This is a genomic window from Corynebacterium sp. ACRPF (assembly GCF_022347395.1).
GTDB classification, from domain to species: Bacteria; Actinomycetota; Actinomycetes; order Mycobacteriales; family Mycobacteriaceae; genus Corynebacterium; species Corynebacterium tuberculostearicum_D.
Genome location: NZ_JAKRNB010000019.1, coordinates 13,689 through 27,381 on the forward strand (window position 1 = coordinate 13,689; position 13,693 = coordinate 27,381).

The 13,693-nt window shown below is 52.4% G+C and carries 14 protein-coding genes; 5 read left to right on the forward strand and 9 right to left on the reverse strand.

Annotated features, from left to right (window positions below; translation table 11 throughout):
• Window positions 1-17: 17 nt before the first annotated feature.
• The 3 genes from MHX61_RS09120 to MHX61_RS11325 all read right to left on the reverse strand — a co-directional run bounded on the left by MHX61_RS09120 (window position 18) and on the right by MHX61_RS11325 (window position 1,091).
• Window positions 18-587 (reverse strand): Panacea domain-containing protein, encoded by a 570-nt coding sequence (locus tag MHX61_RS09120; protein ID WP_239194286.1) that lies wholly within the window; start codon window positions 585-587, stop codon window positions 18-20.
• 197 nt (window positions 588-784) lie between these two features.
• Window positions 785-982, reverse strand: a complete 198-nt coding sequence (locus tag MHX61_RS09125; protein ID WP_316987330.1) for a MarR family transcriptional regulator — start codon at window positions 980-982, stop codon at window positions 785-787.
• Window positions 957-1,091 carry a hypothetical protein gene (locus MHX61_RS11325; RefSeq protein WP_255717670.1) on the reverse strand — a complete coding sequence of 45 codons (135 nt, stop codon included), beginning with the start codon at window positions 1,089-1,091 and terminating at the stop codon, window positions 957-959. The genes MHX61_RS09125 and MHX61_RS11325 overlap by 26 nt, the downstream gene beginning before the upstream one ends.
• Before the next feature lie 151 nt (window positions 1,092-1,242).
• Here MHX61_RS11325 and MHX61_RS09130 point away from each other — a divergent pair, with 151 nt between their 5' ends.
• A complete protein-coding gene (locus tag MHX61_RS09130; RefSeq protein WP_239194288.1) occupies window positions 1,243-1,662 on the forward strand; it encodes an organic hydroperoxide resistance protein in 420 nt (139 codons plus the stop codon).
• Between the two features lie 214 nt (window positions 1,663-1,876).
• Complete coding sequence (locus MHX61_RS11330) at window positions 1,877-1,999, forward strand: hypothetical protein (RefSeq protein ID WP_255717671.1); 123 nt, start codon at window positions 1,877-1,879, stop codon at window positions 1,997-1,999.
• Window positions 2,000-2,454: 455 nt separating this feature from the next.
• Here MHX61_RS11330 and MHX61_RS09135 read toward each other — a convergent pair whose 3' ends face one another.
• The 4 genes from MHX61_RS09135 to MHX61_RS09150 all read right to left on the reverse strand — a co-directional run bounded on the left by MHX61_RS09135 (window position 2,455) and on the right by MHX61_RS09150 (window position 6,793).
• Window positions 2,455-4,938, reverse strand: a complete 2,484-nt coding sequence (locus tag MHX61_RS09135; protein WP_239194290.1) for a helicase C-terminal domain-containing protein — start codon at window positions 4,936-4,938, stop codon at window positions 2,455-2,457.
• A 298-nt stretch (window positions 4,939-5,236) separates the two neighbouring features.
• Window positions 5,237-5,656, reverse strand: a complete 420-nt coding sequence (locus tag MHX61_RS09140) for a hypothetical protein (RefSeq protein WP_239194292.1) — start codon at window positions 5,654-5,656, stop codon at window positions 5,237-5,239.
• 708 nt (window positions 5,657-6,364) lie between these two features.
• Window positions 6,365-6,550 carry a hypothetical protein gene (locus tag MHX61_RS09145; RefSeq protein ID WP_239194294.1) on the reverse strand — a complete coding sequence of 62 codons (186 nt, stop codon included), beginning with the start codon at window positions 6,548-6,550 and terminating at the stop codon, window positions 6,365-6,367.
• An 18-nt stretch (window positions 6,551-6,568) separates the two neighbouring features.
• A complete protein-coding gene (locus MHX61_RS09150) occupies window positions 6,569-6,793 on the reverse strand; it encodes a hypothetical protein (RefSeq protein ID WP_239194296.1) in 225 nt (74 codons plus the stop codon).
• Window positions 6,794-7,314: 521 nt separating this feature from the next.
• Here MHX61_RS09150 and MHX61_RS09155 point away from each other — a divergent pair.
• Entirely contained in the window at window positions 7,315-8,088 is a 774-nt protein-coding gene (locus MHX61_RS09155) for a glycosyltransferase family 2 protein (protein WP_239194298.1), read from the forward strand.
• Window positions 8,089-8,229: 141 nt separating this feature from the next.
• On the opposite strand, the gene MHX61_RS09160 is transcribed toward MHX61_RS09155, so the two are convergent.
• Window positions 8,230-9,135, reverse strand: coding sequence for a UTP--glucose-1-phosphate uridylyltransferase (locus MHX61_RS09160; RefSeq protein WP_239194300.1), 906 nt, complete (start codon window positions 9,133-9,135; stop codon window positions 8,230-8,232).
• A gap of 734 nt (window positions 9,136-9,869) precedes the next feature.
• Between MHX61_RS09160 and MHX61_RS09165 the strand changes: the two genes are divergently transcribed.
• Together MHX61_RS09165 and MHX61_RS09170 are read left to right on the forward strand one after the other, a co-directional pair.
• Entirely contained in the window at window positions 9,870-11,867 is a 1,998-nt protein-coding gene (locus MHX61_RS09165; RefSeq protein WP_239194302.1) for a glycosyltransferase, read from the forward strand.
• The gene (locus tag MHX61_RS09170; protein ID WP_239194304.1) at window positions 11,857-12,462 is read left to right on the forward strand and encodes a hypothetical protein; all 606 of its coding nucleotides are present in this window, start codon (window positions 11,857-11,859) and stop codon (window positions 12,460-12,462) included. Before MHX61_RS09165 ends, MHX61_RS09170 begins: the two co-directional genes overlap by 11 nt.
• A 48-nt stretch (window positions 12,463-12,510) precedes the next feature.
• On the opposite strand, the gene MHX61_RS09175 is transcribed toward MHX61_RS09170, so the two are convergent.
• The gene (locus MHX61_RS09175; protein WP_239194306.1) at window positions 12,511-13,455 is read right to left on the reverse strand and encodes an NAD-dependent epimerase/dehydratase family protein; all 945 of its coding nucleotides are present in this window, start codon (window positions 13,453-13,455) and stop codon (window positions 12,511-12,513) included.
• Window positions 13,456-13,693: the final 238 nt, after the last annotated feature.

Consider the following 13,693-nt stretch of genomic DNA (forward strand, 5'->3'; position numbering starts at 1 on the left):
CGGAAGGCAATACTCATTCATCGGGTTGCAAGGATCTCAAGAGCGCCCTTCCAGCGTTCTGCTGAAGCTTGCAAGCGCTGCTGCAGATCGGCACCGGAAAGATTCTGCACAGAAAGCATAGGCCGCGTCGGCCCTTCAGCACCACGAGCTTCCTGCAAGGCATAGTATTTTTTCATTTCCAGCTGCGAAATCGGCTCGTTAGCATTCGCCTCGGGGCCCATCTGACCACGAGCGACGATCCATGGACGTTCCGAGTGCGTAAGTTCAATCAATTCATCGGATGTCTTATCACCATAAAAGGCAATCACGGCATCGATGATCTTTTCGGCTTCGTCCCCTATAGCCTCTACATCAGCTCCCGGTAACACCGTAGAGGTTGTCTCGGAGCGTTGATATTTATTCTCGCGATAGAGGTTGGGTTCAACCGGACCGTCTTTCCACGCCTGAAACTCATTCGAGACAAGAGGTCGCCCGTACCAGCCCAGGCTCCATGCTTGGCAGTAATACGTAAGCTTCTCCAGCTTCCAAGCATCAACCCACCCCAGTTTGTTGTAGATAACCTGCGCGACGTCTACTGCTGTAGCCATGGCCCCTCCTCTCATAGTGCGAAACAATTTTTACGTGTATAAAGCCAAAATTCTTAAGCCAGTATAGCCTTCCTCATCTGCTATATGAAGGCCACACTTTAGCCCGCAAAATCATCCTCAGAAGGTCAGCAGCTCCACGTCCACAGGCACGCCGGCGAGGGTGTCCAGCGATTTCTTGAACTCGGCAAGGTCGAGGCCTACCTCCTTATAGCCTCGGCCATGGCTTCGGGGATGCATTCGGCGCGGGTACGGAGGGAGGCGCCGTCTGCAGTCAGGGCAGCGAGGGTGCGGCGCCCATCATCGGGGTCGCACCAGCGCTCCGCATAGCCCTGCTTTTCCAGGCGCTTGAGCAGCAGCGTGAGCGTACCACTATCCAGGCCCAGCAGGGAGTCGATGAATTTTCAGCGGCACCGGCTCATCCGCCTCCCACAGCACCAGCATGACCAGGTACTGCGGATAGGACAGGCCTAGCTCGACCAACAGCGGGCGGTGGGAACGCGCCACTACCCAGCACCTTACCCACACCGCCCACCAAGTCTGCCCCTACTCCAACGCCACCCCCGGCAATATCGAGGTCACCGTCAGCGTCGTCGAAGACTAGCGTTCTTGCGTACAATCGGCGGACGTACAAAGTCCCAATAGAAAAGGAGTCATCATGGACGCCGTTTACACCACCGAAGCACTCTCCACCGGCGCAGGCCGCGACGGCCGCTCTGTAGTCAAGGATTCCGATCTGGACTTCACCATGACCGCCCCAAAGGAGATGGGCGGCAGCGGTGAGGGCGCTAACCCGGAGCAGCTCTTCGCTGCCGGTTACGCCGCTTGCTACCACTCCGCCCTGAAGGCAGTGGCCAAGGACAAGGGCGTAGACGTGGAGAACTCCACCGTCGGTGCCCGCGTTTCCCTGGGCAAGAACGACGAGGGCTTCTACCTCGGCGTAGACCTCGAGGTCACCATCCCAGGCGTTGAGGATGCCAAGGCACAGGAGCTTGCCGACGCCGCCCACCAGATGTGCCCTTACTCCAAGGCCACCCGCGGCAACATCGAAGTCAACGTTGGTGTTGCACAGGACTAATTTCTAGTCCTCTCCCCCAGCCCACGCCGCGCTACTTTCAGCGCCGCGTGGGTATTTTTATGCCTCCTACAAACGCTTTTGTCGGCGCCCCGTCGACCGCTCGGTGATTCAGCAAGGTCCAAATCCTATTTCTTAAAACCGCGGGTTTTTATCAATTAGCCTGCCAGCTGGAGCGCCTATTTTATAAAATCGGCGATTTTTAACAATTGGGAGAGTGCTCTATAACAATTACCTATCGCTCTTTAAAGACTATTTTGGTGCCGCGCTCGGCACCGCGCCCTTAGTCTTTTTCTCCCTCGGCGCACTCATCGTGAGCCATATCTGGTCTCCAACCTGACCTTTAGCGACCTGCAAGATAAATGTGACGCGGCAGAGGGCCATTCTTTAAACAAACCCATTTTCTATGCCTTAAGTGAGGAACGCTTCTTCCACGACGTTGCCCGGCTTCAGGTTTCCGATGCTCCTCTCCCCACACCAATCGCCCAAACCGTCCCCCTTCATCGCCATAACCACCACCCCGGGCATTCCTCCTACTGGTTACTTCCTTCTCCATTGGCGGCAGCGCAGCCATGGATGCCGGCAGCACCGACGGCTTCAACAATGCCACTACGCTGCAACTAATGCGGAGCACCGAAATGGCACCATTGTTACCAGTTTTTACGAGGGAGCGGAGAGTTACATCTTCATTTTTACATTGAGCTGCTTAGATGCGATTCAAAACATTACTACAATGGTTTTTCTTGAAGCAGAAATTGACATCAAGGCCACCTTTCGTCTCCATTACCTTGAGTATCATCCTTTAACATCTTGGAGCCAATTCTGCCTAAATTTCTTGGCACCTAATTTATAGAGTTGGATGAGGCTTTCAATCTCATCCTCATCAATACTGCCCCAACCGTTTGCGATTTCCTCTACATATTTGCTGACGTTTTCCCGAAATTGCTCCAGTTTCTTAAACGTGAACACTTGCAAGTTTTTCCGTGGAACCGCGTTGCTTTCAGCGCAGTTTGAACCGTGCACCAGCACCCCAAGATTGTCTTCTTGGCCAAATGAACTAGCAAACCAATCTACCGAATGAGCGCACTGAGTTAAGTCTCTGCGGGAAATTCTTTTCGCCTCGGACTCGCTTTTTGCCTCCAGCAGCAGAGCGGGGCCGTCATTAGATCGCCACAAATTGTCCGGACCTACATTGCCTTCATTTTCAGGTCGTGTGGATTCAAACCCTAAAAGGCAGCCGACAGTTTCGACGGCAGCCTCGAAGCTGGCCGAACTGCCGTGAGTAGGGTCAGGAACTAAGTCGCACAAAACCGATTCACCCCAAAGCTTAAAATCATCGCTAGTTTCAAACTTTTTGTTTTCCAAGAAATCCAACGCTCGCTTACTTTGTGCGCCCGAAATCGTAGACCGCTTAGCCTTGGATAAATCGCTACGTTTCAAAAGAAATTTATTTTTTCCCCTTGCAGAACGCTGAATACCAATTGCCCTCTTCGGAGAGTGAGTATTCATGTAAGCAGCAGCTCGCTGCTCATAAAACCCTCTTTCTCGAATAGGCAACTCCTTCACCGCATCCTTCAATTTGGTCGCTGCTTCTTCGCCTTGCTGACTTGTAGCGTCATCAAAAGCAAGTCGCTCCGCGATTGCCCAATCATTAATTTCGTACCGCTCTGGATATTTCACCTTTGCTAAAGCGGCATGGCTTACCTCTACCCATTCCGGGTCACGCTCCAAGAAGGACTCAACGGCTTCAACAAACTGTTTAAAGTGTTCCTTAGTAATGGATTCGGAGAATTTTTCAGATAGTTCAAACTGAGCCCGAGTTGCCGGTGAAAAATTCTCCCTAGCACCAGTTCTATAGGCATTATAAATTAAGTGGGGCCCAAGTAAGAGGACAGCACAGAAGTCATCACTCGACCGAACCCCTCGTCCCATACCTTGCTCAACGCGCTGCATTTGCAGGCGACTTAGAGCATCGCTGTCGTTTAGGACAGCTTGTTCGACGATTGAATGAGGGCGCCTATATTGGGGCAACCCGTCAATAACCAAAATTCTGCAAGCATCGTCTGGCAGATCCACCCCATCGTATCGGTTGACCAAGACAACCAACCCGACATGCCCCTGACGCAAACGCACAACTACCTCAGACACTTCTCCAGCTTCGGCGACTTTGTCCGCTATCCCCCTCCAGTCCTCGGCAGAGTTAAAGGATGGAACCAAAACCACGACATTATAGTTAGCTGACCACTCCTTTAACTTGCTTTGAACTTGCTCTTTACTAACTTTACTCAGGCGGCTCGGAGCCAAAATTATCCTGTCGCCGATGTCCCCCGCCTCTTTAGGAGCAATCGGAAACTCAACCGCTTCTCGGTCCACCCCCAGTAAAGTACATAGCGAAGAATCATCTGTGAGAGTTGCCGTCATGAAAATCCTACGCTCCGCGTCCACGTAAGTAGGAAAAAGTTCCAAGTCTGGATAAGGAAGACGGATCTCAAATTCGTCTCTGTTTACGAAAACCTCACAGAGTGTAAGGTGTTGCCGAACCATAGAGAACCCAAACTTACGGGTGTCTGCTGGAAGATTACTGTCAAGTATGGATTCAACTCGCTCAATTAGTTTCTGCCAATCCCAATAAGGTATCTGAACGGTGTCGCTTTCCTCTCCAGAGCTGATCGCAGAATACGAGTGAATAGACTGACCCTTAATCGCGCTTTCAAACAGCTCCAATAACTGGGCGTAGCACTTGTCGCCGGACTCTATTTTGATTGAATAGCAATCTTTAATGGTATCCATGCTGGCGTGCACATCATCTACTAAAATGGCCCCGCACTGTTGAAAATGCTGCGATCTTGACCGAATACCAAACCGACTTTGGCCGTTAAACAGTTTATGTATCGGAGCAACTAAAATTGACTTCCCCCGAAGGAAGTTAGGGTCGTCCAGCTCTGTCGCCACTTGCACATCTAGGTCATTCGCAGTAGCCAGAACCTGCTGTTGAAGCTGTTTATTCGGCGTAAAATAGGCGCAGGGCTCTTTTAGTTCGTTTAAGCAAGACTGCAGGATCATCAACCCCACGACTGTCTTTCCACTTCCAGTATTCATCTTGATTACTGAATCTCGTTCAAAACGTCGCCCAAACCACTTATTCCAAACTTCAGTCTGAATGTCCCACGGCATCCGGTAGATCGAATCATTGGCCTTAGCAAATTTGCGGAAAATTTTCGCGGGGTCAAGTTCGACCACGCGGTCGTCTCCACTATTTAGTCCTGAGAAAATACCCATACATTTCATGGTAAGTTACTTTCGCGTTTTCCACCTCCGGTTTATAGATCTATGAAGCGACTCATGATTGAAACTGAAGTGTCTCAGGTTTTGTTTCATCTGAGCAGGGTCAAGTCCGTTCAAAAAAGGGATGCCCATTAAAGAAGGGGAACAATCACAAGGGTCATTCCAATTTTTTGGCCGGGCCGGGCTGCAAACCTCCCAAACCATCTTCCGATACTTTCCACTCAGACCGAAGGACCCCCACCTTAATGGCCAAAATTCCACCGAACCCCAGACCCTAGAAAAGTCCCCAGTCCTACTCTCCCCTCCTCCTAGCTTCCCTACGCTCGCGCCTTCGAGCACGTTTCGCTTTGCGAATGTCGACGACCCAACGCGGAACAAAAGGCCACGGAAGTGGAACCCCGAAACCACCCGTCATCCCGACCGCTCCGATAAAGACAGCTGTCAAGAACACAACCCGCAGCACTGAGCCGACAAACTCGGGAGGGTTCATGCTTTCAACCAACCCTAGGACACCACCAGCACCCAGCATTAGCGAGCAATAAGGATAATAGAAGAGGACGCCATCACTTTCTTTACCTTCCCAGGCGCTTTCGTCGTACCACTGTTCCGATCTGGGATGCCGCCGCACCTCCAGGATGTAGTAGGCCCAAAAGAGCACCATGACAAGCACCAACCCGATGTAAAAGAGCAAATCGGAAGTATCCGCGTCCATGGATATGGCCTCCTGTGGCTGCTGGTGGCAGTATGCAATAAAACGCTACCAGTGCCCGCTGAGTAAGGCATGAGACTAAACAAAATACGTGCGCAGAAAGCACACCGGCCACGGAGAAACTTATAGGCCCAAACATTTGTCGCGCCTGTAGTCCTGCGCCCTTAAGGCCTTTAGCTTGCCCGACTTCCGCAGCATCCGCGCCGCGCAGACGCCCACACCTTCGCTCTGCCCACCATCGAGTCCTCTGCCACAGCCTCGCTTGCCGACGCCCCTTTCCACCCCCGCTCACAGCGACCCAGTACTTTTGGGCCGCAGTCCGCACCCCGCGCATTGGTACACGATGCGGCCTACCTGCTGCACGCCGCTTAGCACTGCCTCCCGCATACCCCCTCATCCGCACCGACGCACCGCCCTTCCATGAAGCTGCCACCCTGCGCCCGGAGAGATTCTGGCCCGTAGAGAAAACTAACGCCGGTAAATCGAAACTCCGCAGCCTCAGCCAAGCATGAGCCGCGCCGCGGGAGCTCGTTAGGGCCGGGGCATAAAAGGAGCGGGCGCTTAACGACGCCTCCCCCAACCCCTCTATCCCAATCCTTAAACCAAGATTGCCCACATTTCCGCGCATTCACTCGAGTCGCTAAAGAAGTCCCAATCACTCTTCTACATGGACAAGGTTGAGGCCGCGGCCGACGCTGCCTTTTCCGACGTCTAGTTTCGCTCCAGCCGGAATTTTTCCATAATCGCTTCCAAGTCATGGAACAATGCCGGTCCGTACTTCGGGTGGCGGAGACCGAATTCGACGCTGGCTGGAATGAAGCCGGCGGGATTGCCGAGGTCGTGGGGGATGCCATCATGCACCACGACGTGGCCGGGATGGCCCTGAGAGATGAGCAAATCGATGGCGTCAGTAAGCTACAGCTCCCCGCCTTGACCGGGAGTGATACAGCAGAGGGCGCCAAAAATCGCGCGGTCCAAAAGGTAGCGCCCCGTAACCACCAAATCCAACGGCGCATCCCAAGGCGCGGGCTTTTCCACCATGTCCACAACCTTCTTCACCCGATCATCGTCGGTAGCCGCAACATCAAATTCGCCATAATTCGGCACCAGCGACGGCCGCACCTCCACTGCCAACAACACCAAGCCGCCACGCTCTTAACGCACCCGAATCATCTCGCTCACGGCAACGGTGGGCTCAAGACCGTGGTCCGAAAGCATACCTGTAAGAGAGTCCTCATCCGCAGTCAATACAGACACTGCCAAGTTAACTGCATGCCCCAGCCTAAAGACTCGTCTTGAATAATCGAATCTGCATGAATACTTTCCGCTACACACTGTGCCTTCGCTGCCTGCTCAGCTATTCCTCGAGCACGAAGATTCTCAACTAGAGCTGCGCACTTATCAACATGGCTAAGCACCTCGTACTTACTAAAGACGTCACCATCACCAACCCTAGATGCCGCCGCAGATTCCTCCATGTTTATCGGAATACTGAGGAAACCAGTGGCCGGAGAGAATCCTCCTTGGGCGCTCTTTAACTGCCTTTGGTCAAAGGCTTCCAAAAGAAGAATTAAAATTCAGCAATCACAGACCGAATTCGGTCGCGGGTTAGCTAAACTAGTCCAGAAAGAATTTGCGACGCATGAATTAAGGAAGCAATAATGGACCTGCACATTTTAACCATGTCTCGTGGTGATGCGTATCGCCTCAGGGACTGGGTTTTGTACCACCACGAAATCGGCTTCAACTACTTTCATATCATTCTCGACGCTCCGAATGACGAAAGCGAAAACGTACTTAAAGAAATCTCGGCAGCAGTTCCGTTGAACCTTGACATTACCGTCAAGGAGGCAAACGGCTCTTACTTCGACAATTTATCCCCTGAGGAGAAGTGGACTGAAGTTAAAAAGTGGCGATCCGAACACGCCGAGTATATAAACAACAGCGGCCTGCCAATTGTAGATCCACTTTCTGACCGTCAGTACAAGTACTTGCCAGAAAAGTTAGCTGAGCTAAGTGAATCATTCCCAGAAGATTGGGTCGCCGTTATTGACGTTGATGAGTACATCGCATTGCCTAGCACATCGACCCTGAAGTCGATTATTAAAAACGCCAAAAGCCCCAGACTTCGACTATTAAATTTCAATTTTGATATGTCGAATTGGACACCCGATCAGCTTGTACGAAATCAAGTTCATCGCTGGGCTCGCGAAGACATCGTTGAATACGGAAAGGGCTGGGACAACAGAGTCAAATCAATTGTAAAGATTTCGGAAGCCCTCCCAATGAGTTCTGTACACTCAATTTCTCGCGGCTCTTTTGAAAGGCTCCCAGAAGAAACTGCAAGACTTCACCATTACAAGCACCCAAACCAATCCTTAGGTCTGGAATATTCCGTACTTGATCCCACGATTGCTCCCGAAAACCGAAAATAGCCTCGGACGGGGTTCCCTAGTGACTAGATAGTTTGGCCTCAGAACTATGATCATCTAAATGAATATTTCTAGTTTTAGGCAAGCTCAAAACATAGTCGGCCAAGGCATGGGCATATACCGGGTTAACGCGTTCGGGTCTCCCTATCCCAGTTCATGCCGGTACTTGTCCATAATTTCCTCCAAATCACGGAACAGCGCAGGACCGTACTTTGGATGGCGCAGTCCGAACTCCACGCTGGCGGGAATGAAGCCGGCCGGGTTTCCTAGGTCGTGGCGGATGCCATCGTGGACCACGACGTGGACGGGATGGCCTTCGGAGATGAGCAGATCGATGGCGTCGGTAAGCTGCAGCTCCCCGCCCTTGCCGGGTTTGATGCGACGGAGGGCGTCGAAAATCGCGCGGTCCAGCAGGTAGCGGCCGGTAGCCACTAGGTTCGACGGTGCATCCTCGACCGCAGGCTTTTCCACCATGCCCACGACCTTCTTCACGCGGGCGTCGCCAGTAGCCTCAATATCAAACACCCCGTAGCTGGAGACGTGGGCGGGGTCGACTTCGACCGCCAGTAACACCGAACCGCCCTGCTCCTGGCGCACCCTAATCATTTCACTCATGGCTGCAGTCGGCTCAATGACGTCATCGGGAAGCATGACGGCAAAGTAGTCCTCATCGTCATCCAATACAGGTTCAGCCAATCCCACTGCGTGCCCCAATCCCAGTGGTTTTTCCTGGGTTACGGCAACTGGGTGAATGATCTCCGCGGCACGCTCAACCTTTGCCGCCTGCTCATCCTTTCCACGAGCACGGAGAATCTCTACAAGGTCCGGGAATTCATCAAAGTGGCGCAGTACTTCATCTTTGCTTGGCGACGTCACAATAGCCAGCCTCGCTGCCCCCGCCGCCGCAGCTTCCTCGGCGATCATTTCAATGCCTGGGGTGTCCACAACCGGGAGCAATTCCTTGGGAACAGTCTTGGTAGCGGGCAAGAAACGAGTCCCCATGCCAGCGGCTGGGACTACGACGGTGCGGACAGATTGAGAGTTAGCCATGAGGCAATCGTATTATATTGTGCACTCTGACCATGGTTACACCCTCCAGATTTCCGGCAAGCAAATTTCTGACTCGCGCCGACAATAGGGCTGGCTTCGCCCACGCTTAATGAGACTCCAAACGGTTCTTTGCCTCTGTATGCTAGACGCGCTGTGACCACGCATTAGTTAGAACGATGAACACTAGAGCTTCGAATTCATCGGCAGTACACATTTGATTGAGTCTCAAATAATGGGACGATGATGGACCAAGCTTTTATTAAAGCCTATCTCAGGTCCCGACCTTGTCTCGCCTGTCGCACCTATGCCCAGTATCATTAAAGATCTTGGTCTAGACCAGTAAAGGACTCTCTCTATGAAGAAAAGATTTTCCATTCCTTTCGACGCCACTAGTTGTTCCATAGCTCTTCGGACCGACAAGGACTTACGCTGGGCTTTTTATGCTTTCAAAATCGATTTCCCAAAGATTGAAAACCCTGAATCTTTGACAGAGTCGACTGGACTCAAATGGAGCCCCGGCCTCAACTCCCTCTACCGATATTCCAGTAGCTCTCAGGGAGGCGAAACCACGTACAACTCCCCCTTCAAACTGCCCCAAGGCTGTGACGAAGTAATCATCGAGCCCGTCCAGTGGAAAGATCGGGCTAACCCAATTCCCACCCCACCATTCGAACTAGTTGTCACGGCCAATTGGCCTGGGGCAAATGTAGTTACTATTTTTGGAGAGCCGCTTAATGACTGACATTTCTGTAGTAATTGGATTCCGCGATTGGGGCGCACTCCGGCTTGAGCTAGCACTGGAGTCTATCCGTCAATCCTTTGGCCAGTTCGATGGTGAGGTTATTCTCTCTGACTTTGGCTCTACTGACCATGAAGCAAACCGCAGGCTTGCACAGCGACTGGGCGTGAAATACGTATTTACGCCGGACCAAGGTTATTGGTCTCGTTCTGAAGCTCTTAATGCAGGATTCGTGCACGCGGACGGCGAAATCCTGGTATCTACCGATGCAGACATGGTTTTCACGCCTAAGGCGTTTGAGCGCATTGCCGCCGTAGCCAAACAGGATGGGCAATCTGCTTACTTCTTGCAGTGCCGGGACCTTCCCGAGGGAATGGACGATTCTTGGGTAGCTGAGCACCCCAATAGCTGGAAGGAAATGGAACGAGCTTCTCGGCTACGTCCACGCTGGGGAATGGGCGGAATGATGGCGATTCCTCGAGAAGGCTTCGACCTCATTCGTGGGTTCGATGAACGCCTTCACACCTACGGCGGTGAGGATCTCGATTTCGCGCAACGCGCCCGTCGAGCTGGATACAGGACGGTCTGGATAGATGACCCCGAGGTGCGCATGTACCACATGTGGCACCCCAAGACGATCAACACCGTTAATCAAACCGACGAGGGAAGAGAAGCAGTACGCTTCAACAGGTCCGTCGTCCACCACGACAAGTCGTTCGTGCGAAATACCAATCAGTGGAAGCATCGCCGCGGCGACGAGAACCCGGCGGTTTCAGTGGCCATTTCCACATACAACCGCGCAGATTTCCTGAGAGAAACGATTCTCTCGGTACTTAACCAAACGATGCAAGATTTCGAAATCGTAATCGTCGACGATGGCGGCTCTGACCACACGAAGCAGGTCGTAGACGAATTTAACGACTCCCGGATTAAGTACTATTGGCAAGAGAATCAAGGCATTTCGGCTGCACGAAACCTTGCAGCCGAGAAAAGCACTGGCTTCTACACTGCCGTCATCGATGATGATGATCTCATGCACCCTCACCGGCTCCAATGGCAGCTCGAGGGAATCGAGGCCGGCGCCGTTGGAAACGTTGGCAGCTTCATCAACTTTGAGCACGACGACGGAACCATGCAACTCTTCGTGGGTAAGAATCCTACCGCGGAGCGTTCCATTCCTACCGGTTCTGCACCGGGTCATGGTACTTGGATGCTGCAAACAGATGTCATTCGAAAGCTAAAATATGACACTTCTCTTTCCAGCGGCGTAGACAACAATTTCTTCCTTCGCCTGCTCCGCTCTGGCTACAAAGTAACCCACACAGGCAAGCCCCTCACGCTTCGCCGTATGCATTCAAGCCAGGTAACTAATACCGACGTAGGCAATCAAACGCGTGCGGCCGCAGAAACCCTCAACTTCTTGCGCTGGCGATATGACGAAGCACAGCGCAAAATCGCTGAAGAACGGGCCAATGCCACACCACAGTGGCCAAAGATTGGTGACAAAAAGGAGATGATGGAGGAAGCACGCCGCTACCTCCCCGATCACCTCAGCACCAAGAATTTAATCGTCACCTCGCCCCTACCCCAAGCGGAATGGACCGGCCAAGTTACTGCCACGAAGGTACATCTACTAAAACACGGGGAAGACGAAGCCGAGGAAGTCATCACCGACGTTTCAATCATTCTCACCGCTAGCTACGAAGATATGGTTAAGCTGCGCCAAAGTGGGGCCGAATTCAGCGTTGCCCTGGCGGACGGAGATGCACCTAGTGATCCGTTAAATGTACTAGCAAACGGCATCATTCCTTCCCTGAATGCCAGCGAGCCCGATGCAGTATTTGCACTTTTCATCCGGCTCGCACCGGAAGGCAAGTTTGACGTGTTCGTAGGCGACCATGGCTTGATCGCCGACAAGTTCGACACTCTAGAGAACAAAGCCAACGCGTTTGTAGTAGGACCGAAGCACTTCGAGGCAGACAATGAAGTTTAAACGAATTCAGGAACCAGGAAACCGAACTGGCTACGAAGCCGTTCTCTCGGAATACGACTCTATTCCCCCGAGCAACAAGGTCATCATTGATGAACTGCCGGAAAAGATTGACCCGAACCGCGAGGCCATTGCGCTATATCTCATCTTTGGAAAGTGGGTAGGTTCTGATTTCGCAGTCCCGCAGTGGATGTCCCCTCATACCGGTGAAACCATTGCGCGGGCAGCATCACCTATCACTGTTCACCCAACGCCTTTTGAGTACTACCCAAAGGGCCTTCCTATAGGCAACCGAGACCTCTTATGCACCGACTCAGTCGAGGTTGGCAACGAGCAAAGTACGGTTTCAGTCCTTCCCGCTCACTCTTGGTCTGGCGCAGTGAGAGGTTTCGATTCGCTCATGGTTTCTTCTAACGCCTTTGTGTTTCAGGAAACCCCCGAAGACGTAGCCCCGCTAGTAGGAATCGCCGTTCTTTTCGCTGAGGATCTGAACGCCGATTCTGTTTGTGTCCGAGCTAATCTTGCCGAAAGTGAAGAGAACCGAATAGCCGAGCTTCTTTCAAGCGTCCGCTTGGGTTTTAAGGCTACACAGGGCTAACCACACAGAAATAAGGGCTCTCGCAAGTTCTAGCGAGAGCCCTTAACTCTATTCAGCGCCGAGGCCACGGAAATAATCAAGGGTTTCCTCAATTCCCCGCCCAAGGTCATACTCCGGCTGCCAGCCCAAATACCTTTTTGCTTTTGAAGAATTTAGCGAAGAACGAGGAACATCGCCCAATCGAGCCAGGGCAAACTCCGGGTCATCGGCCACACCCGCCGCCTTCGCTACTGCTGTGTGTAGTTCCCTATCGCTAGTCTCCACTCCCGTACCGATATTGAAACGCCCGAAGTCACCGGGTGTGGTAGCCGCCAAATAGAAAGCTCGAGCAACATCTTTGACGTACACGTAGTCACGAGTATTGGAGCCCGAACCAAATACCTTGGTGGGTTTACCGCTCAGAAGCCGCTGGCTGAAAATCGCAACGACCCCGGCTTCACCATGGGGGTTCTGGCGTGGACCATAAACGTTAGCCGGCGCTACGAAACTTACGCTGATGCCATACAACCGGTGGAACATCTCCAGATATAGTTCGCCGGCAGCTTTGCTGGCAGCGTAGGGGGACTCGGGAGCGAGCGGATTATCCTCGCTTACAGGAAAAGTTTCGGGCCTGCCATAAATCGATCCTCCGGAGCTAGTGTGAACGATTTTCTGTACACCACTGCGGCGGGCCGCATCTGCCAGTTTGATCGTTGCAATAATGTTCGACTCAGCGTCTTCAACTGGGTCTGCCACCGAATGCCGCACATCAATCTGGGCCGCAAGGTGGAACACAACATCAGTGGGATGTTCTTGGAAGAAGGCACCGAAATCAAAATTCTTTATATCGCCTTCAATGATTTCAACTGTTCCGGATTTCATGGCGGATTCTAGATTGACTTTCTGACCCGATGAAAAATTGTCCAGCACAGACACAGAGTGTCCCCCAGAAACAAGTAAATCCACCAAGTGAGAACCGATAAACCCGGCTCCTCCGGTAACTAGAGCGCGCATGCCCTTAACAATAGCACCGCTTCAAAATTCCCTGCCAATTAACTGTGAGCACAAAGAGGACCAGGGATTACTCCCCCTTTTCCTTCCCCCAGCCTCTTCTGCCATAAGCGTGAAGGACCACATGCTATAAGCCAAATGCTCTCAGGACTCTACCGACCAAGCATAGAAGCCCCGCCACATCAGAGACAGCATCTTATGAAAGCTCAAGGAACTGCCTCCACTCACGCCGCACGTGTTG

Coding starts and splice junctions, on each gene's coding strand:
- MHX61_RS09170 (WP_239194304.1), top strand. CDS start 11,857: ATGAAGTTTAAACGAATTCAGGAACCAGGAAACCGAACTGGCTACGAA.
- MHX61_RS09155 (WP_239194298.1), top strand. CDS start 7,315: ATGGACCTGCACATTTTAACCATGTCTCGTGGTGATGCGTATCGCCTC.
- MHX61_RS09160 (WP_239194300.1), bottom strand. CDS start 9,135: ATGGCTAACTCTCAATCTGTCCGCACCGTCGTAGTCCCAGCCGCTGGC.
- MHX61_RS09140 (WP_239194292.1), bottom strand. CDS start 5,656: ATGGACGCGGATACTTCCGATTTGCTCTTTTACATCGGGTTGGTGCTT.
- MHX61_RS09120 (WP_239194286.1), bottom strand. CDS start 587: ATGGCTACAGCAGTAGACGTCGCGCAGGTTATCTACAACAAACTGGGG.
- MHX61_RS09130 (WP_239194288.1), top strand. CDS start 1,243: ATGGACGCCGTTTACACCACCGAAGCACTCTCCACCGGCGCAGGCCGC.
- MHX61_RS09135 (WP_239194290.1), bottom strand. CDS start 4,938: ATGGGTATTTTCTCAGGACTAAATAGTGGAGACGACCGCGTGGTCGAA.
- MHX61_RS09175 (WP_239194306.1), bottom strand. CDS start 13,455: ATGCGCGCTCTAGTTACCGGAGGAGCCGGGTTTATCGGTTCTCACTTG.
- MHX61_RS09165 (WP_239194302.1), top strand. CDS start 9,870: ATGACTGACATTTCTGTAGTAATTGGATTCCGCGATTGGGGCGCACTC.